Annotated in this window: 15 protein-coding genes; 4 read left to right on the top strand and 11 right to left on the bottom strand. The window is 71.4% G+C overall.

What is annotated here, in order from left to right; translation table 11 throughout:
* The first annotated feature begins 69 nt into the window (after positions 1–69).
* Positions 70–2,232 (top strand): glycoside hydrolase family 3 N-terminal domain-containing protein, encoded by a 2,163-nt coding sequence (locus ACZBH1_RS07985; RefSeq protein ID WP_463646064.1) that lies wholly within the window; start codon positions 70–72, stop codon positions 2,230–2,232.
* Here ACZBH1_RS07985 and ACZBH1_RS07980 read toward each other — a convergent pair.
* Genes ACZBH1_RS07980 through ACZBH1_RS07965 form a run of 4 tightly spaced genes read right to left on the bottom strand, consistent with a single transcriptional unit; the run spans position 2,225 to position 8,154 of the window.
* A complete protein-coding gene (locus ACZBH1_RS07980) occupies positions 2,225–3,703 on the bottom strand; it encodes a family 43 glycosylhydrolase (RefSeq protein WP_463646063.1) in 1,479 nt (492 codons plus the stop codon). The genes ACZBH1_RS07985 and ACZBH1_RS07980 overlap by 8 nt on opposite strands.
* Positions 3,700–5,361: a DUF5597 domain-containing protein gene (locus tag ACZBH1_RS07975; protein ID WP_463646061.1), complete on the bottom strand. Its 1,662-nt coding sequence runs from the start codon at positions 5,359–5,361 to the stop codon at positions 3,700–3,702. The genes ACZBH1_RS07980 and ACZBH1_RS07975 overlap by 4 nt, the downstream gene beginning before the upstream one ends.
* Positions 5,354–6,835: a C-glycoside deglycosidase beta subunit domain-containing protein gene (locus ACZBH1_RS07970; protein ID WP_463646060.1), complete on the bottom strand. Its 1,482-nt coding sequence runs from the start codon at positions 6,833–6,835 to the stop codon at positions 5,354–5,356. Before ACZBH1_RS07970 ends, ACZBH1_RS07975 begins: the two co-directional genes overlap by 8 nt.
* A gap of 14 nt (positions 6,836–6,849) precedes the next feature.
* Positions 6,850–8,154 (bottom strand): C-glycoside deglycosidase beta subunit domain-containing protein, encoded by a 1,305-nt coding sequence (locus tag ACZBH1_RS07965; RefSeq protein WP_336394300.1) that lies wholly within the window; start codon positions 8,152–8,154, stop codon positions 6,850–6,852.
* A gap of 207 nt (positions 8,155–8,361) precedes the next feature.
* On the opposite strand from ACZBH1_RS07965, the gene ACZBH1_RS07960 reads away from it, so the two are divergent.
* Complete coding sequence (locus ACZBH1_RS07960; protein WP_463646059.1) at positions 8,362–9,318, top strand: LysR family transcriptional regulator; 957 nt, start codon at positions 8,362–8,364, stop codon at positions 9,316–9,318.
* Between the two features lie 51 nt (positions 9,319–9,369).
* On the opposite strand, the gene ACZBH1_RS07955 is transcribed toward ACZBH1_RS07960, so the two are convergent.
* Genes ACZBH1_RS07955 through ACZBH1_RS07945 form a run of 3 tightly spaced genes read right to left on the bottom strand, consistent with a single transcriptional unit; the run spans position 9,370 to position 14,038 of the window.
* On the bottom strand, positions 9,370–10,332 hold the full coding sequence (locus ACZBH1_RS07955; RefSeq protein ID WP_463646058.1) for an NAD-dependent epimerase/dehydratase family protein: 963 nt from the start codon (positions 10,330–10,332) through the stop codon (positions 9,370–9,372).
* Positions 10,329–13,022 (bottom strand): alpha/beta fold hydrolase, encoded by a 2,694-nt coding sequence (locus tag ACZBH1_RS07950; protein WP_463646666.1) that lies wholly within the window; start codon positions 13,020–13,022, stop codon positions 10,329–10,331. The genes ACZBH1_RS07955 and ACZBH1_RS07950 overlap by 4 nt, the downstream gene beginning before the upstream one ends.
* Entirely contained in the window at positions 13,016–14,038 is a 1,023-nt protein-coding gene (locus ACZBH1_RS07945; RefSeq protein ID WP_378878750.1) for a 3-oxoacyl-ACP synthase III, read from the bottom strand. The genes ACZBH1_RS07950 and ACZBH1_RS07945 overlap by 7 nt, the downstream gene beginning before the upstream one ends.
* A gap of 170 nt (positions 14,039–14,208) precedes the next feature.
* Between ACZBH1_RS07945 and ACZBH1_RS07940 the strand changes: the two genes are divergently transcribed.
* Positions 14,209–15,858 carry an ABC1 kinase family protein gene (locus ACZBH1_RS07940; RefSeq protein ID WP_463646057.1) on the top strand — a complete coding sequence of 550 codons (1,650 nt, stop codon included), beginning with the start codon at positions 14,209–14,211 and terminating at the stop codon, positions 15,856–15,858.
* A gap of 55 nt (positions 15,859–15,913) precedes the next feature.
* Complete coding sequence (purU, locus tag ACZBH1_RS07935; protein WP_336394295.1) at positions 15,914–16,792, top strand: formyltetrahydrofolate deformylase; 879 nt, start codon at positions 15,914–15,916, stop codon at positions 16,790–16,792.
* A gap of 31 nt (positions 16,793–16,823) precedes the next feature.
* Here purU and ACZBH1_RS07930 read toward each other — a convergent pair whose 3' ends face one another.
* From ACZBH1_RS07930 to ACZBH1_RS07915, 4 genes are read right to left on the bottom strand one after another with little or no spacing between them, the layout of a single operon-like run.
* Positions 16,824–17,615, bottom strand: a complete 792-nt coding sequence (locus ACZBH1_RS07930) for an IclR family transcriptional regulator domain-containing protein (RefSeq protein WP_336394294.1) — start codon at positions 17,613–17,615, stop codon at positions 16,824–16,826.
* Positions 17,616–17,645: 30 nt separating this feature from the next.
* The gene (locus ACZBH1_RS07925; RefSeq protein WP_463646056.1) at positions 17,646–18,818 is read right to left on the bottom strand and encodes a thiolase family protein; all 1,173 of its coding nucleotides are present in this window, start codon (positions 18,816–18,818) and stop codon (positions 17,646–17,648) included.
* A 1-nt stretch (position 18,819) separates the two neighbouring features.
* Entirely contained in the window at positions 18,820–19,512 is a 693-nt protein-coding gene (locus ACZBH1_RS07920) for a 3-oxoacid CoA-transferase subunit B (RefSeq protein WP_463646055.1), read from the bottom strand.
* Positions 19,509–20,270 carry a 3-oxoacid CoA-transferase subunit A gene (locus ACZBH1_RS07915; RefSeq protein ID WP_378878760.1) on the bottom strand — a complete coding sequence of 254 codons (762 nt, stop codon included), beginning with the start codon at positions 20,268–20,270 and terminating at the stop codon, positions 19,509–19,511. The genes ACZBH1_RS07920 and ACZBH1_RS07915 overlap by 4 nt, the downstream gene beginning before the upstream one ends.
* Positions 20,271–20,274: the final 4 nt, after the last annotated feature.

The following is a 20,274-nucleotide window of genomic DNA, read 5'->3' as shown; positions in this document are numbered from 1 at the left end:
CCGGACATGCCGCCCGGGGCCTCGGCCCCGGGCGGCATGCCTTTCTCGAGAACCGGCTGGGAGGCCGCGATGGAACGAAGCGCACGCGTGAGCAGCCTGCTCGCCGAGATGACCGACGCCGAGAAGCTCGGCCAGCTGCAGATCGTCTTCCGCCCGAAGCACGAAGATGCCGCGCAGCTCGTGCGCGAAGGCCTCGGCTCCGTCTTCTGGCCGCCGTCGGCGACGGCGACGAACGCGATGCAGCGCGTGGCCGTGGAGGAGACCCGCCTCGGAATCCCGCTTCTCGTCGGGCTCGACGTCATCCACGGGCAGCGCACCATCGCGCCGGTGCCCCTCGCGCAAGCGGCGAGCTTCGACCCCGCGCTGGTTCGGGACCTCGCCGCCCTCGCGGCCGCGGAGGCCCGGTCGGGCGGAGTGACCTGGACGTTCTCGCCGATGGCCGACATCTCGCGGGACCCGCGGTGGGGACGGGTGGTCGAGGGCTTCGGCGAAGACGTGCACCTCGCCGTGACGATGACGCGCGCCATGGTGCGCGGCTACCAGGGCGACGACCTCTCGTCCCCGACCGCGATCGCGGCGACGGCCAAGCACTTCGTGGCCTATGGCGCCCCCGAGGGTGGTCGCGACTATGCGGGCGTGGACGCCTCGGACCACCAGCTGCGCAACGTCTGGCTCGAGCCCTTCCGCGCTGCGGTCGGCGAGGGTGCGGCAGCCGTCATGGCGGCCTTCAACACCGTCGCGGGGGTGCCGATGCACGCGAACGGGCGCCTGCTGACGGGTGTGCTGAAGGATGAGTGGGGCTTCCCGGGCGTGGTCGTCGGTGACGCCGAGGGCGTGCGAAACCTCGTCGCGCATCGGGTCGCCGAAACGGTCGGAGAGGCCGTGGTCCTCGCCTTCCGCGCGGGCCTCGACATCGAGATGGGCGGCGCGCCCGCCGATCTCGACCCGAGCGCGCTGTCGGCGCTCGACCCCGCGCGGCTCGACGACGCGGTGACCCGTGTGCTGACCCTGAAGGAGCGGCTCGGGCTCTTCGAGAGGCCCTACGTCGACGAAGATGCCGAGATCACCGAGCCCACCGAGGCGTCGCGCGCTCTCGTCCGACGCGCGGCCGCCCGCGCGTCGGTGCTGCTGAAGAACGACGGCACCCTCCCGCTTCGATCGCCGCGACGCGTGCTGCTCGCCGGCCCGTACGCCGAGTCGACCGACCACCTCGGCGCGTGGACGCAGTACTTCGGCGCCCGCGCGGGAAGCATCGCCGACGAGCTCGGCACGCGTCGGCCCGAGGTCGAGCTCGAGGTCGTGCCCGGGGTCGAGTTCCTCGCAGGCACCGACTCCGGCATCTCCGCCGTGGTCGACGCGGCGTCACGGGCCGACCTGGTGATCCTCTGCGTCGGCGAGCCCAGCGCGCTCTCGGGCGAGGCGGCCTCCCGGAGCGACATCCGACTCCCCGGGCGTCAGGAGGACCTGATCCGCGCGGTCGCCGGCTGCGGCATCCCGTTCATCGTGGTCCTCGAAGCCGGCCGCCCGCTCGTCGTGAGCGACTGGATCGATCTCGCACCGAGTGTGCTGGTGGCGTGGCACGGCGGCACGGAGGCCCCCGCCGCGATCGTGGACGTGCTCCTCGGGAACGAGGACCCCGCGGGGCGCCTCCCGATGTCGTGGCCGCGCTCGGTCGGCCAGATCCCGATCCACCACGCGCACGAGCACACGGGGCGTCCCGCGTCGACCGGGGGCAGGCTCACGGCGGAGGAGACCGATGTCGGCCTCCACGGACCCGACAACGTCGAGGACAAGTTCACCTCGAAGTACCTCGACCTCGAGCTCGGGCCGCAGTTCTCGTTCGGTCACGGCTCGGGCTACGCGACCTTCGCGCACGGCACCCCGCGCCTGTCACAGACCGAAGTGCCCGGGAGCGCGATCGACGAGCCGGTCGTGCTGGAGCTCGACGTGACGAACACCTCCGACAGGCCGGGCGACGAGGTGGTGCAGGTGTACGTCGAGGACGTCGTGGCCAGCGTCGCCCCGCCCGTCCGCCGGCTCGTCGCGTTCGAGCGCCGCACCATCGGCGCCGGTGAGACGGTCGTCTCCAGGTTCGAGATCGGCCGCGAGCAGCTCGGCTTTTGGACGATGGATGCCGCGACCCCGGCCTTCGTCGTCGAGCCCGGCCTCTTCCGGCTCCACGTCGGCGCGACGCTCGCGTCGACGCAGGCCGTCGAGCTGCGCGTCAGCTGAGCGGGCGGTACCGGAACTCGCGGAACCGGACCGATCCTTCCCCGGCCGCGTAGAGCGCCGGCCGCAGGCTCAGGAGGTCGGCCATGGTGTTCGCGTGGTAGCCGGACGTCTCGTACCGGATCGCGTGGCGCGTCCAGTCCCCGCCGGGCTCGCGGTACCAGCCGGTGACGATGTGCGCGTCGTTGCGGAGCCTCAGCTGCAGGCGGCGTACGGCCGGCGCGGGCTCCCGCCAGTGCGTGACGTGCCCGCCGGCGTAGCTGCGCATGCGCTCGCCGTCGATGCCCATGCCGCAGAAGAGCCGGTCGTTGAAGTAGAGGAGGACACCGCCCTCGACATCGCCGCCGATGAGTTCCACCTCGACCTCGACTTCGTAGGAGTGGTCGCCGGTGAGGACGGCGAGCGGTGACGTGTCACCCGGGTTCGTGCCCCTTCCGGCGAGCACGAGGCCGTCGTCGAGAGTGAGCCGGGACGCCTCGCCGGGCGACGGTGCATGAAACGCCCAGCGCTCGCCGAGCCGCAGTGTCGAGAAGTCGTCTGCGAACGCGACCGGGGCGCGCTGTGCCGCGGCGCCGGCCGGTGCGGTGAGGTCTCCGCCGATGTCTTCGAGCACGCCGACGGGCCAGCCGTCCGCAGTCCAGGCGATCGGCTCGAGCAGGATCTGCCGTCCGAGCGTGCGGTACCCGTTCTCGTAGCCGTGCGAGACCATCCACCAGTCCTCGCTCGCGGGACCGGGCAGGATCGTCGCGTGCCCGCGCGACCACCAGGCCTGCGCGGCATCCGTCGTCCTCGCCACGGGATTGTGCGGGCTGTTCTCCCACGGTCCGTGGACCGACCGCGACCGCGCGACGATGACCATATGCCCCGTCGGCGGGCCACCGGTGCCGCCGACAGCGCTGACCAGGTAGAACCACTCGCCGCGCCGGAACAGCTTCGGTCCCTCGAGCGCGTACGCCTCGGTGATCCATTCGTCGGGGTAGCGCCAGCCGTCGTACACCTGCTCGAGCTCGCCGACGGTCGCGAGCCCGTCATCGGTGAGCGCGATGCGACGGATGCCGTTCACGAAGAGGTACCGCGTGCCGTCCTCGCCGACGACGTGCCCGGGATCGATCGCCCACCGGACTCCGAGATCGATCGGCTCCGACCACGGCCCCTCCATCGAGTCGGCGTGGATCACGAAGATCGATGGGGCTGTGAGCTGCGACCACGGCGCGGGGATGAACGGGATGTAGATGAAGAAGCGCCCGTCGTGCTCGGCGATGTCGACCGCGAACGTGCTGCCCAGCGGCTCGGGCAGCGCGGCACACTCGTACGTCCAGTTGACCAGGTCGCGCGATCGGTAGAGCAGCAGGCCCGGGGCGGACTCGAACGACGAGTAGGTCATCCAGTATTCGTCGCCGATCTTGATGACGGCGGGATCCGGCCGGTCTCCACCCAGGACGGGGTTGCGGAAGGTCGCCGCGTCATCCCTCACGTTCGGGGCCCCGCCTCGATGCGCAGCAGCGTGATCCGCGCGGCGCCGACGCGATCCACCGGCACGACCTGGAGCCGCTCGTCGCCGTTGAGCACGCGGCCGGCGACGACGGCGCCGGCGTCCATGAGCAGCTCGACGACCGCGTCGACCTCGACCGATCCGTGCGCCGCGGTGAAGTCGAGCTTCACGCCCTGTCCGACGACGACGATCTCATCGTCGGACTCGGCGAAGACCAGCGCGAACGGGCGTCGTTCGCCGGGCGTCGGCACCGGTTCACCCGGCAGCGTCTCGTCCGGGACCGGAAGCGGCCCCGCGGGCAGCTGCACACCCACGTCGAGCAGGAAGTCGCGCACGATGTCGTTCAGCCCGCGCGCGCTCACGGTGAGATCGCCGACGGATGCCTCGGCCGGTGGGGCCCCGGGCTCCACCACCACGGCGCCGATGCGCCGCCGTCGCTGGGCCTCGGCGATCGTCGTCTCGAATGCGCTCAGGTATGCGAGCACCGCCGCGACCTGACCTTCGGGGTTCGCCCCGTCGATGCCGAAGGCCGACCAGCCGACTGCTCCGTAGCCGCCGACGGCGCGCACGAGCTCTCCCGCGCGCAGCCTGCTCTCGGGCACGAAGAGCGGCTGGTCTCCCGTCGCGTAGGCACGCATCGCGGAGTCGGCGTCGTCGACGTAGATGTCGGGGCCGACCAGCGACAGGGCCGGCGCGGCCGCTCGCCACACGTCGATCACGCGGCTGGACGGTCCGCCGCTCGGCCACTGTCCCGGCTCGTCCTTCCCGGGCTGGGGGCCCAGCCACGCGTTGGCGTACATCGGGATGCGCTTGCGGGCCTGCCCGCGCTCGGCGAGATGCTGCACGTACGAGGCGATCGACCAGGCCATGAAGATCTCGTCGGCGCCCGAGTCGTCCCCGAACACCTCGCGCCATGACCCGGCCTCGCGCCGGCCACCGGCGTCCCACCGCTCACGCAGCAGGGACGAGGGGTCCGATCGGCGCGCGGCGGCGATGAGCGCGGACGGCACGTCGCGACGCCAGGCCGCCTCGGCGAGGTCGCTACGGTCGCGGCTGTCGCGGAGGAGTCCCGACTCGTTCTCGACCTGGATCATCGCGACGACATCGCCGGGGTCGACGTCGGCGACGTGCGCGACGAACGCCTCGAACGCCGCCGCATCCGCGTCGAGAAGGTTCTCGCTGAAGACCGAAAGCACCGGGGTGGGCATCACCCCGGAATAGTGGAAGGCGCTCCCCCGGGTCTTGGCGTGGACGACGGCTCGGGGGAACCTGCTCTGGTCGGATCTCACCCACCGCGGCGCGTACGTCGAGGCGGCGTTCTTGAAGGCGCCGAACCAGAGGAGCACGAGGCGGAGCCCGAGACCCCGGGCCTCTTCGATCATCGCGTCGACGAGCGCGAAGTCGAACGCGCCCTCCTGCGGCTCGGTCAGCGCCCAGCTCACCGGTGCCAGCACGGTGTTCGCATTCAGGTCCCGGGCGTGCGCGAAGGACCGGCGGATGGAGGCCGTCGACGAGCTCGACGAGTTGTGCACCTGCCCGCCGAGCAGCAGACGCAGCTCGCCGTTCTCGCGCAGGCGGAGATCCTCGCCGAACGACCACGCGGAGCCGCGGGACGCGCCGCTCATGTCGGTGTCAGACACGCGGGGCCTCCACGGTGTGCATCGAGTGGCGGATGAGGTCGTGCTGCTTGCGGACGAGGAGGAGCGGGTCGACCTCGCCCAGCTCGGCGAACGCGTGCCCTTCCCACTCGCTCGACCAGTAGCCGCGGTAGCCGCCCTCTACGAACACGCGCACGAGCTCGGGGTAGTCGATCGCGGGCTCCTGCCCGTCCTCGTCGATGTCGTAGAACTTCGCGTGCACGTGCAGGATCTGCGGCATGATGTCGGCCCACTCCCGCGGGTCGACGTGGCCGTGCATGTTGAACGCGAGGTGCGCGAACGAGCCGAGGCGGCCGGGATCGAAGTCGCGGCTCTGGAGATACGCGATGAACTCCTGCTGCCGGTCACGCATCGAGGCATCCGTCCCCCAGATCTGCTGCAGACGCTCGACGGCTTCGTCGTCGAGCCCCGCTCGGCGCACCGCACGCAGGAGGGTGGGCGACATCGCGTGCATCGTCGAGGAGAAGTCGGCGACGAAGCCCAGGAGCGGCGAGTCGAGGTCGGCGTACACGTCGCGGACCTTCATGATCTCGGGCGAGTTGGGCCCCATCGGGGCGTGGATCTCGTAGGCGAGCCGGAGGTCGAGGCTCTCGGCGACCGGCAGCAGGCGGCGCAGGAGCTCCGGCTTGGCGCTCTGGATCCGCACCAGCGGGAATCCGAGCTTCTTGGCTCCCTGGAACAGCAGCTCGCTGAACTCGAACTCCTCGTCGGGCGTCATGTCGCGGTCGCGGCGACGGCCCATGTCGAGGTTCGCGCCGAACGAGCTCTCGTCGAAGCCGTGGCGGTCGAACGCGGCCCGCCACTGCGCGACGAACTCGTCCGACACGACCGGATACGTGGGCAGCACCTGCGACGCCACGATCTCGATCCCCGGCCCGATGCCGAGCGCGGCGACCCGGTCCAGCAGCCCGTCGAAGTCGTACCAGCCGGCGCGGAACTCGGCGCTGGCCGAGTAGAGCGTGAGGCCGAGGCGGAACGGGTCCTCCTCCGCGGCGGGCGGCGGGGGTGCGACATCCGTCACCGTCACCGCCGGCGTCGCGTCGCGGTCGGTCGCCGTCAGCGTCGACGACTGGCGCACGATGTTCGGCACGTACATGCCGGGTCCGCCGCCCTGGCCGGGCGCGATCTGCATGTACGGCAGGCGCAGCTCGCCGAAGATCTCGACCTCGTGCTGCTCGCCGAGTTCCACCGGCCGGTCGAGCCGTGCGATGAGGAGCGGATGCTGCTGCAGGAACCACAGCGTCTCGCTCCGGTCGGGCAGCTCGGCGACGGTGTACCGCGTGCCGTCGAGCTCGAAGGCGAGGTCCTCGGCGGGGATGTCGGCGCCGTCGACCGTGAGGCGCAGAGTCGTGACCGACGAGAGCCACAGGCTCCGGTACCAGGGGATCGTGAGCGTGAGCGCGAGCCCCTCGGGATGCGGGCGCAGGCTGTCTTCGGCGATGAGTCCGTTGGGCATGGGGGTCTCCGGTTTCAGGGAAGGCGCGAGGCGATGGAGCGCATGAGGGAGTGCTGGCGGCGCACCTGCTCGATGGAGCGCCACGGGATGCGCTCGCCCTCGTACTCGCTCGAGAGGTACCCGGTGTAGCCGGCGTCCTTGAGCGCGCGCAGCACCGGCTCCCACGGGATCTGCTGGTCTTCGAGGTTCTCGTCGATGTCGTGGAACTTCGCCTGGATGAACACGACGTACTTCGCGATGTCGGCGATGTCGGCCGGGTCGACGGCGATGCCGTCCATGAAGGCCGGACGGCGTCCGGGCAGCTCGCCCGGCTTCAGCGGGATCGGACGGTCCTGGAAGATGCCGGTGTCCAGCAGCAGCCCGAAGTGCTCGGTGCCGGTGCGCTCGATGAGGTCGATGTAGTCGTCGACGACCTCGTGCTTGATGGGGGTGGGGGCATGGATCTCGGGGCAGATCACGACGTCGAGCTCGGCCGCGAGATCCAGCGAGCGCTCGACGGACTCGGTCCAGATCGGGTGCGGGATGAGGTCGCTCGAGACCACGCCGATCTTGGGGCGCACGAAGCGGAAGCCCAGGCGCTTCGCCAGGCGCAGATCGCGCTGCAGCATCCCGGCGCCCTCGGCCGCCGTGAGATCCCGCGCGTGGACGCCGCTCGAGTGCAGGCGGGTGTCGATCCACGACCCGTAGTTCGTGGGCTCGAGCGAGTACTTCTCCAGCAGGGCGAACCAGCGGTCGATCCACTCGACGGTCGGCTCGGGGTACCGCTCGATGTGGCCCTCGCCGAGGATCTCGACGCCCGTGGCGCCGACGTCCGCCACCGCGGCGAGCGCGGTCTCGAGGTCCATGACCGTGCCGAAGTCGGTCATGAAGCTGTACAGGCTCACGCCGTACCGGAACGGACCGCCCTCCTCTGCCGACGTGAGGGTGATGTGCCGCGACACGTCGTAGGTCGAGGGCTGGTGCTCCTCGGGGATGTACGACATCCGCAGCCGCAGCTGCACCGAGACCTCGTGCGTGCCCTCCGGCAGCCCGCCTGGGTGCGGCACCGTGACGACGGCCGCCTCCTCGAGCGGCCAGCGCACGCCGTCCGCGTCCCACAGCTCCTGCAGCGAGTACGTGCGGCCGGCGAACGTCCACAGCGGCACGTCCGGCGCGACGTCGACGAGGTCGCCGACGCGCACGGCGACACCGTCGATGAGGGATGCCGCCATGCCGCGGTACGACGGCATGCGGAGCCGGAGCTGGAAGCCGGTGACCTCACCCCCCTCGCGGATGTTGCGGAATCCGACGGACTGGATGAGGTCTCTTTCGAGAAGCATCGATGCTCGCTCTCTGGGTCGGGACCGCGTTGACCGCAGGCCGTGAGTCGCATCGAGCCTATCAGCGTTACGCTGGATTTTGACATAAGTAAGAGTGATGCGCACATAACTGCGGGGGGAGGTGTTCATCGTTGCGGGCGATACCGCCTCCCGCCTGCATAGACTGCGCCGATACACTGAATCGAGGCTCCCGCACCCGGAGGATCAGTGTCCGATCAACCACTCCTTTCCCGTCTCGATCTGAACCTGCTCGTCGCCCTCGACGCGCTGCTGACCGAGCGGAGTGTGACGCGCGCCGCCGAGCGACTCCATCTGAGCCAGCCCGCGCTGAGCGCTTCGCTCGCACGGCTGCGCACGCACTTCAACGACCCGATCCTCGCCCGCCGCGGCAACACCTATGAGCTCACCCCCCTCGCCCTGCGGCTGACCGAGCACACCACGACGGCGCTCGAGGCGGCACGGCGGGTGTTCGAAAGCCAGGCGACGTGGAGCCCCCGCGAGTCGATCCGCGAGTTCTCGATCTACGGGTCGGACTACGGCTTCGCCACGATCGGCAGCGAGGTCTCGCGCCTGGCCGCCGAGTCGGCGCCCGGCGTGCGCTTCCGGTTCATGCTGCACAATCCGTCCATCGTCGATGACGCGCTCAACCGGCTGCGCGCCGCCGACGGAATGGTCATCCCGCACGGCTACCTCGTCGATCTCCCCTACGCCGACCTGTGGCGCGACAGCTGGGTGGTCGTCGCCTCCGATTCGAACGAGATGGTCGGCGACGAGCTCACGATGGAGGTGCTGGGCGCCCTGCCGTGGGTCTTCACGTATCAGTCGCGCACCGCATTCACCTCGGCGGCGCGGCAGCTGCAGCAGCTCGGCATCGAGCCGCACGTCGAGGCGGTCGTCGAGAGCTTCCTCGCCCTGCCGCACTTCATCGCCGGCACGAACCGGCTCGGCCTGATCCAGGCAGGCCTCGCGCACGTCGCCGAGTCCGTCGCAGGAGTCCGCACACTCGCCGCTCCCTTCGACGCCACGCCCGTCGTCAACGCCTTGTGGTGGCATCCGGTCCACGGTCGCGACCCCGAGCACGCGTGGATGCGGGGCATCTTCGAGCAGGCGGCAGCCGGCGTGTCGGCCCGGCCATCCACCATCGCGGCGCAACATCCGGTCTGACGAGGCGAAGCGCGCCCGGCCGCGGCGTCCACCACCTCGGCCAGGACGGGTTCAGGAACGAGCAGCCAGGCGGGCCAGTCCTTCGTCGATCGACACCGCGGGGGACCACGCGAGGATGCGCCGAGTCTCGCGCTGATCGAACCAGTGGGCGGTCGACAGCTGCTCGGCCAGGAACCGCGTCATCGGCGGCTCGTCACGCGCCGGCACGATCCGCCACACGGCCTCGACCGCGGTCCCCGCCGCGCGGCCGAGCCAGGCGGGGATGCTCCAGCGCGGGGGCGCGACACCGGCCGCGAGGCAGATGCCCGAGAGGAGGTCGCCCACCGGCCGCGGCTCGCCGTTGGTGAGGACGAGTGCGCGGCCGTGCGCGTCATCCGCCCGCTCGAGCGCCGCCGCGATGCCTGAGGCGGCGTTGTCGATGTAGGTGCTGTCGATCAGAGCGGTTCCGCCGTTCAGGAGGGGCAGCCGTCCTCTCCGGGCTCGCTCCACGATCCGGGCGACCAACTGGGTGTCTCCGGGCCCCCACACCAGGTGAGGGCGGACGGCAACCACGCTCATCGCCGTCGAGTCGCGCTCCAGTGCGAGGAGCTCGGCCTCCGCCTTGGTGCGCGCGTAGTCGCCGCGGGCACCTTCCGGATCGGCGGGCCCCGCACCGACACCGACGAGCGCAGAACCGGCGTGCGCGACGGACGGCGACGAGACGTGCACGAAGCGCGTCACCCCGGCGCGTTCCGCGGCATCGAGCAGGATCCGGGTCCCCTCGACGTTGACCGCACGGAACTCGTCTCGCCTGCCGGTCAGCGATACCCGGGCCGCGAGGTGGACGACAGCCTCGGCGCCCTGGACGGCGATGTCGATGTCGGCCCGGTTCGTGATCGACCCGCAGTAGTCAGCCGCTCCTGCCACGGCGGACGGCCGTCGCTGCAGTGTGCGCACGTCGTGGCCTGCCGCGACGAGCGTGGTCGCGACGGCCGAGCCGAGGAAGCCGGACGCACCGGTGACGAGGACGATCATGGTGCGCCGGGGCGCTCTCCCGCGAGCACGCGCTCAGCCCACACCGAGAGTCGGGATCGGTCGATCTTGGAGTTGTGCCGGATGTCGGTGGGCAGCCCCGGGACGGCGAGCACCGCGGCGAGCGGCGTGCCGGCAGCGTCCCGCACGGCGCTGGTGAGGAGCGGGTCCGCAAGGCCTGCCCGCCTCGCTGCGGGCGTGGTCTCGACGATCGCGACCGCCTGGCGCAGCCCGTGCGGGCCCACCCCCACCACGGCCGCGCGGCGCACCCCCTCGACCCGCTCCGCCCGCTGCTCCGTGCCCACCGGCGCCAACGGGCCGTGGGTGGTCACGATGAGGTGCGGCATCCGTCCCTCGATCCACAGCCGCCCGTGCGCGTCGAGGTGGCCCACATCGCCCGTGCGGTGCCAGCGACGGGTCTCTCCGGGCGAGTCGAGACCGGCCGTCTCGCGGACCGCCTCCCGGTCGGTGAGCCAGAGCCGGTCGTAGTGGTCTTTCACGTGGGATGCCGACACGACGACCTCGCCGAGCACTCCGGGCGCGTCCGTCGCACGGCCGGTCGCGCGACCGTCGCAGTCGACCGGGCTGACCAGAACGCGGTTCGCGCCGATCGGGACTCCGACGCAGACGCCCGCGTCACGGCTGCCGGCCGCGTCGCGGACACCGGCCAGCGTGATGTCGGTCACCAGCAGGCACTCCGTCATGCCGTACGGGGTGTGAGCCGTGGCGTTCGGCATGAGCGCCGCAGCCGACTCCAGCAGCCCCTGGTTGATCGGGGCTCCGGTGGAGAGAAACGTCTGCACCCCTGCGAGCGCGCCACGGCCCTCTGCCGTCAGCGCGTCCGCGGTATCGACGACGTTGAGGATCGCCGCCGGCGAAAGGAAGACCATCTCCGCACCCGACGCCTGCACCGCTGCGGCGACGGCCGGCGCCGTGAGCGTCCTCGGTGAGGAGACGTCCATGTCGGGTGTCACGGACCGGGTGCCCAGCGCCGGACCGAGAAGGGCGAACGGCGCGAAGCCTGTCACGAGGCCGGTCTCGCCGGTGACGCCGAAGTGCGAGGCGAGCAGATCGCGCAGCGCGGCGAGCTGCCGGTGCGTGTAGGCGACGCCTTTGGCCGCCCCCGTGGAGCCGGAGGTGAACAGGATCGCGGCAGGGTCATCCGGCCCGGGCGGGTCGGCCGGCGCGGCGGCGTCATACCCTTCCCGCGCGAGCTCACCGAGAGTGTGGGAGATGCCGAGCGCCGCGGCGGCGGTCTTCGGCAGTCGAGCGACCGAGATGCGCATGCCGGGCCACCCGAGCACCCGCGCGGCCGTCAGACCTCGCGTCTCCCCGATGATCACGTCCGGCCACGATCCCCGAACGGCGCGCGTCAGCCCGCGCACTCCGAGGCCGGCATCGGCGACGACGACGACCGCGCCGATCCGGAGGCAGGCGTAGACGACGGCCGACAGTGTGGGCCCCGGGGGAACCAGAAGCGACACCCGGTCGCCCCTTCGCACGCCCACGCGATGCAGCCCCGCCGCGAGTCGTCGGACCCTGTCGTGGAGCTGATGCCAGCTCACCCGCCGCGGCGCGCGCCCGCCGGACGTCATCTGCACGATCGCGGTCCCGTCGTCATCGCTGCGCTGATCGAGGGCGTGCCAGATGGGGGTGCCGGAGGAGTCGGACCACGCGCTCGGCGGCACCTGGGCGGCCGGGCCACGTGAAGTCGCGGGCACGCGGGCCCGGAGCGGGACGACGTCGTCGTGCAGCCATGCCAAGAGGCCGTCCGCGCAGCGTTCTTCCTCGGCGAGCAGGTGACCCGCGCCTTCGAACCGGTGGACATCGGCGTGGGGAAGCCGGTCCACGAGATCATCGAGATACCGGTCGCCGAAGATCGGATCTTCCGGGCCCCACATCAGCAGCGCGGGAACGTCGACCCCACGGACGCCGTCCGCGATCCTCTCCAGCTCGGAGAAGCTGCGATGGTGAGGCCCGACGGGGATGTCGGCGACGAAGCCGCGAATGCCGGCCCGCCGGGCCGCGGAGAGGTACGGCGCGCGATAGGCGGCTCCCGCCTCATCGGTCAGGGCCGGTCGCGCCAGCGCCAGCGTCGTGCCGAGGAACGCCGTGGTGGCCGACGTCGCGCCCGCGAGAACCCCCGGTGCCCGCGCCAGCCGGAGCGGAGCCGGGATCGGAACCCCCGGCGGGTGGTGTACGGCCGTGTTGACGAGCGCGACCCCGGCGAGGGACGACGGATGCTCCAGCGCCCAGCCGAGCGAGATGACGCCGCCCCAGTCATGACCCAGCGTGACGACCGGCGCGCTCAGCGACAGGGCATCCGTCAGCGCGCCGAGGTCGGCGACGCGCTGCGCCAGCGGACGGTCGGCACCGGTGCGCTCGGAGAAGCCCATGTCGAGCTGGTCGACGGCGACGAGACGCCATGCCGGCTCGCCGTGCGCCGCGGCGTCCAGCGACCGCGCCGCAAGCCGGCGCCACAGGTACGACCACGTCGGATTCCCGTGCACGGCGAGGATCGTGCCGACCGCGTCGACCCCTCGTCGCACCAGCTCGGGCCCGGTGTCGAGGACGTGCCAACCGCGGGTGACGCCGGCATCGGGGCCGACGCCCGGCACGGCGACGATGCGGCTCCAGCCCGGGTCGAGCCCGGGGAGTCCCGCGGGAGGCGGCACCGCGCGCCGGGTCACCAGGCGAGCTCCATCATGGCGGTGTTGAGCCCGGAGCCGACCCCCATGAGGAGGACGCGGTCGCCCGCGCGCAGCGTCGCCTGCTCCTCCGCGAGGGTGATGGGGATCGAGGCAGGACCGACGTTTCCGTACCTCGGGAACGTCACCGGGACGCGCGTCCGGTCGAGGTGGGCCGTCTTGATGATGGCATCGGTGTGCACGGCCGAGACCTGGTGGGTGATGTACCGGTTCATGTCCGACCAATCCCACTCCGGCCGCGCGTCCCGCCAGGCGGAGAGCACCAGGTCCAGCCCGCCCTTCAGGAGCGCTCTCGCGTCGGTGAACATGCCGTCCACGCTGCCGACGCACAGCTCGTGGAACTGCGTCGCGGCCCGGGTCACACCACCGAGGATCCGGTGGCCCTCCGGGTGCTCGTCGGCGCGGCCGAGCACCGCTGCGGCGGCGCCCGACCCGAGCGTGAGCGACGCGAACTCGCTCATGAAGCCGTCCCTGTCGACGTCGTCGCGCAGGAGGCGGCGGATGGTGTTGTCCTGGATCTCATCGGCGTCCTCGCCGTTGACGATGACGGCATAGCGGATCTGACCGGACTGGATCATGTTCGCCGCGAGACTCATGCCGCTGACGAACCCGAGGCACGCGTTGGCGACGTCGAAGTTGACGGCGGAGCTCGACAGACCGAGCCCGTGGTGCAGACGGACCGCCACCGACGGCTCGAGGTGCTTGCGCGAGACCGACGTGTTGATGAGGAGTCCGACGTCGGACGGTGCCACCGACACCTCGGCCAGCGCGCGCCGACCGGCCGACACCGTCGCCTCGTCCGAGGACTCGTCCGCCGCCCAGTTGCGGCGTTCGAGGACGCCCGCGACGCGTTGCAGGAGCCGCCCGGGCAGTCTCAATCGACGAAGCGAGCCCGACAGGCGGTGCTCGATCTCCTCGGACGTCGTCACCCGCCCAGGCAGAGTGCTCACGACCGAGAGCAGTGACACATTGTCGAAACGGGTTGTCGCGTTCGCCGCCATGGGACCTCCCTTGCCCCTCCCATCGGCCGGGCGATTCAAGAGGACCAAATGTACGCGCTCACCGTCGTGCCGGCATGACGGTTGCGCACCGCGACGGCTTGCTCTAGGTCTCTTGTCCCCGCTGGGGAGGTCGGCGACAATGAGCCGATGGCGGAACGGCGATCGCGGCGGTGAGAGCGAATCTCAGCAGGTACCAGGAGATCGCAGACACGCTGGCGCGTCACGGACTGAGCTTCCTCGTCGGTGCGACGGGACTCGGCCGATGGATCCCCGCCGGCCGTCGCCACCCGCAGCACCGGCCGGCCGACCCCGCCCTGACGAGGGCCGCTCGCCTCCGGCTCGCTCTCGAGGAGCTGGGGCCCACCTTCATCAAGCTGGGCCAGCTTCTCTCCACGCGCCCCGACCTCCTTCCGCCGGCGTACATCGCGGAGCTTTCCAAGCTGCTGGATGCCGCTCCCCCCGTGTCCATCGACGAGATCCGGGAGACGATCTGCCGGGAGCTGGGCGCGGAGCCGGAGCAGTCCTTCGCATCGTTCGATCCGGCCCCGCTGGCATCGGCATCCATCGGCCAGGTCCACGCCGCAGAGCTGCGGGACGGCACACCCGTCGTGGTGAAGGTCCGCCGCCGCGATGCGGTTCGGCAGGTGCAGGAGGACCTCGACATCCTCAACGATCTCGCCGACCGCGCGGCGCGGGCGTGGGAAGCCGCGCGCACATACGACGTGCGGGGAATCGTCCAGGAGTTCTCGCGGACGCTCCGCGCCGAACTCGACTACGTCCGCGAAGCGGAGAACGCCGACCGGTTCGGCGCGCTGTTCGCCGACCGCCCCGACGTGCTGATCCCTGGGGTCGTCTGGACGCGGAGCACCTCGCGTGTGCTGACTCTCGAGCGCGTCACCGGTATCAAGATCAACGACCTCGGGGCGCTGGACGAGGCGGGAATCGACCGCGGCGCGCTGGCGAAGACGGGCGCCGACGTCATGCTCCAGATGATCTTCGAGCACCGCTTCTTCCACGCCGATCCCCACCCGGGCAACCTCTTCGTCCAGCCGGACGGCAGCATCGCGCTCATCGACTTCGGCATGGTCGGCCAGATCAGCGAAGACCTCCGCGACCGGTTCGCCGACTTCCTCATCGCCTACGCCCTGCAGAACCCCGACGCGCTGGCCGACGCGCTCGTGCGCGTGTCGGTGACCAAGGGCAACGTCGATCGGGATGAGTTCCGTCAGGCCATGGCGTCCTTCATCGGGCTGGCCGCCGACAGGTCGCTGGGAGAGGTGGGGTTCGGCCGGATGGCCACCGAACTGCTCCGCGTGCTCCGCGAGCAGCGGCTGCAGCTTCCGCGCGAGGTCGCACTCATCTTCAAGGTGCTGATGGTGATCGAGGGCATCGGAGTGCAGCTGGATCCCGAGTTCGACCTCGCCGCCGTGTTGACTCCCTACGCGCAGCGGCTGGTCCGTGACCGGCTCTCCCCCGCGGCGCTCGCCAAGCGGATGGGTCGCGCCTCCACCGACGCCGGCGCCCTGCTGCTGGAGCTTCCCACGCGCCTGCGCAGGATCCTCGACACCATGGACGGCAACGGCGTCGAGGTCCACCTCCGTGCGGCGGAGCTCGACCCGCTGGTCGCCCGGACCGAGCGCATCGGCAACCGCCTGGTGGCCGGGATGATCACCGCCGCCCTGATCAACGCCGTCGGCCGCTTCGTCGCGGGCGACGAGCGGTGGCGATCGTGGCGGAGCGCCCTCGTCGGCGCGGGCATGACGGCCGCGTCCACGTTGGGCGGATACCTGCTCTGGACGGCCCGGCGACGCCGTCGGTGATCGGTGGGCGCCGAGCGGCGGAATCCGACGCGTCATCACACGGCAGAATCGAGGGATGACCTCGCCCGCGATGCACCTCAACCCCGACCACGCCTGCCTCATCGTCCACGGCAGCGACCAGCCGGGGATCGTGGCGGCGGTCTCGGCGATGATCACCCGCATCGGTGGCAACATCGTCGCCTTCGACCAGTACTCCGACAACCCCGAGGGCGGTGCGTACTTCCAGCGGGTCGTGTTCCACCGCCCCGGCTTCGCCGCCGACCGTCCCCGCATCGAGGACGAGCTCGCGCGGACGCTCGCCGGATTCGAGCTCGAGTGGTCGCTGACCGACCAGTCCGTCCCCAAGCGCATGGCGATCCTCGCGTCGAAGCAGGACCACTGCCTGCTCGACCTGCTGTGGCGTCACCGCCGCGGCGACCTGCCGGTGACGATCCCGATGGTGATCTCGAACCACACCACGTCGGCCGAAGATGTGCGCTCGTTCGGCGTGCCCTTCTTCCACGTCCCCTCCGTCGCGGGACCCGACAAGTCGGCATCCGAGGCCAAGATCGTCGAGCTGCTCAGGGGCAACGTCGACTTCGTCGTGCTGGCGCGGTACATGCAGATCCTCTCGGGCGACTTCCTCGCGCAGGTCGGCGTGCCGGTGATCAACATCCACCACTCGTTCCTGCCCGCCTTCATCGGCGCCGAGCCGTACAAGAAGGCGAAGGAGCGCGGCGTCAAGCTCATCGGCGCGACGTCGCACTACGTCACCGACGACCTCGACGAGGGGCCGATCATCGAGCAGGACACCGTGCGCGTCACGCACGCCGACTCGGCGGCCGAGCTCGCCCGCCGCGGCGCCGACGTCGAGCGCCAGGTGCTCTCGCGCGCCGTGCTGTGGCACGCCCAGGACCGCGTGATCCGCCACGGCAACCACACCATCGTGTTCTGAACCGGATGCCGCGGGCCGCGGCATCCGTTCCTCACACCAGGCGCAGCTCGGCGTCGATCGCGGCGGCGGTGCGCTGCAGCGGGGGCAGGTACTCATCGAGCACGTGCTCGACGGTGTCGCGCGTCGCGCTCGTCGAGACGTTCACCGCGGCGACGACGCCGCCGCGGCGGTCGTGCAGCGGCACGGCGACCGAGCGCAGGCCGGGCTCGAGCTCGCCGTCCACGAGCGCCCACCCCTGCTCCCCCACCCGCACGAGCTCCTCGCGGAGGGCTCCCGCCGACGTCAGGGTGCGGTCGGTGAGGGCGGGGAGGGCGGATGCCGCGAGCGCGGCCTCGCGCGCGGCATCCGGCATCCCCGCCAGCAGCACGCGCCCCATCGACGTCGCGAACGCGGGGAACCGCGTGCCGATGGTGATGCGGACGCTCATGATGCGGCGCGTGGGGACGCGCGCGATGTAGACGATGTCGCTCCCGTCGAGGACGGCCGCCGACACGCTCTCGTCGACCTCGCGCGAGAGCCGCTCGAGGTGCGGCTGGACGACCTCGGGGATCGACAGCGCGGACAGGTAGCTGAAGCCGAGCTCGAGCACCCGCGGCGTGAGGCCGTAGCTGCGTCCGACGCTCGTCGCGCCGGAGCCGCGGACGTATCCGAGCTGCTCGAGTGTGCGCAGGAACCGGCCCGCCGCCGCGCGGGTGATGCCGGCCCGGCGTGCCACCTCGCTGAGCGTGAGCTCGGGGTGCTCGGCGTCGAAGGCCCGGATGACGGCGAGCCCCCGGGCGAGCGACTGCACGGTGTCGTGGGTGCGGCCCGCGGCTTCGGTCACCGGCTCACCCTACCCGTACGGCTCCGCGGCTCAGCGCTCGAGCACGACGGCGAGGCCCTGCCCGACGCCGATGCAGATGGCGGCGACCGCGACGCCCCCGCCGCGACGGCGCAGCTCGTGCGCCGCGTGGCCGATGACGCGGCCACCCGACGCGCCGAGCGGATGCCCGATCGCCAGCGCGCCGCCGTGGATGTTGACGCGCTCCGGGTCGAGCTCGGGCCAGCCCTGGATGTCGGCGAGCGACTGCGACGCGAACGCTTCGTTGAGCTCGACGAGGTCGACGTCGGCCCAGGTGCGGCCCGCGCGGGCGAGCGCCTTGTTCGCCGCCTCGATCGGCGCCAGCGGGAACTGGTCGGGGTCGACGCCGTGCGCGGCGCGCGCCGTGATGCGGGCGAGGGGCTCGCCGTCCAGCGCCCCTTCGCGCGCGAGCAGCACCGCCGAAGCGCCGTCGTTGATGGGCGAGGAGTTGCCGGCGGTCACGCTGCCCTGTCCGTCGGCGGCGAACAGCGCCTTGAGACCTGCCAGCTTCTCGACGGATGTATCGTCGCGGATGCCCTCGTCGCGCGCGAGCTCGGCGCCCGGGACCTGCACGATCTCACCGGCGTAGAGGCCGTCGGCCCAGGCCTGGGCTGCCAGGCGGTGCGAGCGCACGGCGAACTCGTCCTGGGCCTGGCGCGAGATGCCCTGCTCCCGGGCGATCTTCTCGGCCGACTCGCCGTTGGAGATCGTCCAGTGCTTCGGCAGCTGCGGGTTGGTCATGCGCCAGCCGATCGACGTGTTCCACAGCGTCTGGTTGCCGACGCTCGGCCACGGCCTCGGTGACTTCTCGACGACGAACGGCGCGCGGCTCATCGACTCCACGCCTCCCGCGAGCACGACGTCGGCGTCTCCGGCATCGATGGCACGGGACCCCTGGACGACGGCCTCGACCGACGACGCGCACAGCCGGTTCACCGTGACGCCGGTGACGGTCGTCGGCAGGCCCGCCAGCAGCGCGGCCATGCGCGCGACGTTGCGGTTGTCCTCCCCCGCCTGGTTGGCGTCGCCGAAGATCACGTCGTCGATGCGCGCGGGATCCAGGCCCGTGCGCTCGATCGTCGCCCTCATGACGACGGCGGCGAGGTCGTCGGGGCGCACCGCCGAGAGGGCGCCGCCGGCGCGTCCGAACGGCGTGCGGACGGCGTCGTAGATCCAGGTCACCATGTCATTCACCTTCCCGGATGCCGGGGGTCGAGGCATCCGTCAATTCCAGGCCCGTGAGCGCGGCGAGGAGCTGGACGGTGTTGTCGCCGAACGCCTCGCGCACCGCGAATCCCTCGGGCATCACGTCGAAGACGGCGTGGTCGGTGTAGACGCGGGTGACGCAGCCGACGCCGGTGAGCGGGTACGTGCACGCTTCGACGAGCTTGGACTCCCCCGACTTGGTGAGGAGGTCGGTCATGACGTAGACGTTCTTCGCGCCGATCGCGAGGTCCATCGCGCCGCCGACGGCGGGGATGGCACCGGGGGCGCCCGTCGACCAGTTGGCGAGGTCGCCGCCCTGCGACACCTGGAACGCACCGAGGACGCACACGTCGAGGTGGCCGCCGCGCATCATGCCGAACGAGTCGGCGTGGTGGAAGTAGGCGGCGCCGGCGAGCGCGGTGACGGGTTGCTTGCCGGCGTTGATGAGGTCGGGATCGATCTCGCCGGCGGCGGGCGACGGCCCCATCCCGAGCATCCCGTTCTCGGTGTGCAGGATGATCTCCTGGTCCTGCGGCAGGTAGTCGGCGACGAGGGTCGGCGCCCCGATGCCGAGGTTGACGTACGAGCCCTCGGGGATGTCCCGGGCGATGCGGGCCGCGAGCTGCTGGCGCGTGATGCGCGTGCCCTGCGTCCTCGGTTCGCTGACGCTCACTGGTCGACCTCGATTCCGGATGCCGCGTCCGCTGCGAGCGGACGCCCTTCGATGTCCACGCCTCCGACGAAGGCGCCGCCCTCGAGCCACGCCCGCTCGCCCACCGCGACGACGCGGTCGACGAAGATGCCCGGCGTCACGACGGCCTCGGGGTCCAGCGTGCCGAGCGGCACGAGCTCGTCGACCTGCACGATCGTCGTCGTCGCGGCGGCGGCCATGATGGGCCCGAAGTTGCGCGCGGTCTCGCGATACACGAGGTTGCCCCACCGGTCTCCGCGGTACGCGCTCACGAGCGCCACGTCGGCTTTGATCGGGTACTCCAGCGCGTACAGACGGCCGTCGATCTCGCGGATCTCCTTGCCCTCGGCGAGTTCGGTGCCCACGCCCGTCGGCGAGAAGAACGCGCCGATCCCGGCGCCGGCCGCGCGGATGCGCTCGGCGAGGTTGCCCTGCGGCACCAGCTCCAGCTCGATCTCGCCCGCCCGGTACAGGCCGTCGAACACCCACGAGTCGTGCTGGCGCGGAAACGAGCACAGGATCCTGCGCACCCGCTTCTTCGCGAGGAGCGCGGCAAGGCCCGTATCACCGTTGCCGGCGTTGTTGTTGATGATCGTGAGATCGCTCGCGCCCTGGGCGATGAGCGCATCGATCAGCTCGACGGGCTGACCGGCGCGGCCGAAGCCGCCGATCATGATGGTCGCCCCGTCGCGGATGCCGGCGACGGCCTCCTCGACGGACGCCACGGTCTTGTCGATCATCGTT

The sequence above is a fragment of the Microbacterium sp. ZXT2-5 genome (assembly GCF_055329545.1).
This window is presented reverse-complemented; position numbering and strand designations above follow the sequence as displayed.

What these genes read in the sequence shown, in the direction of transcription:
- ACZBH1_RS07945 (WP_378878750.1), bottom strand. Translation starts at nt 14,038, where the DNA reads ATGGCGGCGAACGCGACAACCCGTTTCGACAATGTGTCACTGCTCTCG.
- ACZBH1_RS07925 (WP_463646056.1), bottom strand. Translation starts at nt 18,818, where the DNA reads ATGGTGACCTGGATCTACGACGCCGTCCGCACGCCGTTCGGACGCGCC.
- ACZBH1_RS07915 (WP_378878760.1), bottom strand. Translation starts at nt 20,270, where the DNA reads ATGATCGACAAGACCGTGGCGTCCGTCGAGGAGGCCGTCGCCGGCATC.
- purU (WP_336394295.1), top strand. Translation starts at nt 15,914, where the DNA reads ATGACCTCGCCCGCGATGCACCTCAACCCCGACCACGCCTGCCTCATC.
- ACZBH1_RS07970 (WP_463646060.1), bottom strand. Translation starts at nt 6,835, where the DNA reads ATGCCCAACGGACTCATCGCCGAAGACAGCCTGCGCCCGCATCCCGAG.
- ACZBH1_RS07965 (WP_336394300.1), bottom strand. Translation starts at nt 8,154, where the DNA reads ATGCTTCTCGAAAGAGACCTCATCCAGTCCGTCGGATTCCGCAACATC.
- ACZBH1_RS07955 (WP_463646058.1), bottom strand. Translation starts at nt 10,332, where the DNA reads ATGATCGTCCTCGTCACCGGTGCGTCCGGCTTCCTCGGCTCGGCCGTC.
- ACZBH1_RS07985 (WP_463646064.1), top strand. Translation starts at nt 70, where the DNA reads ATGGAACGAAGCGCACGCGTGAGCAGCCTGCTCGCCGAGATGACCGAC.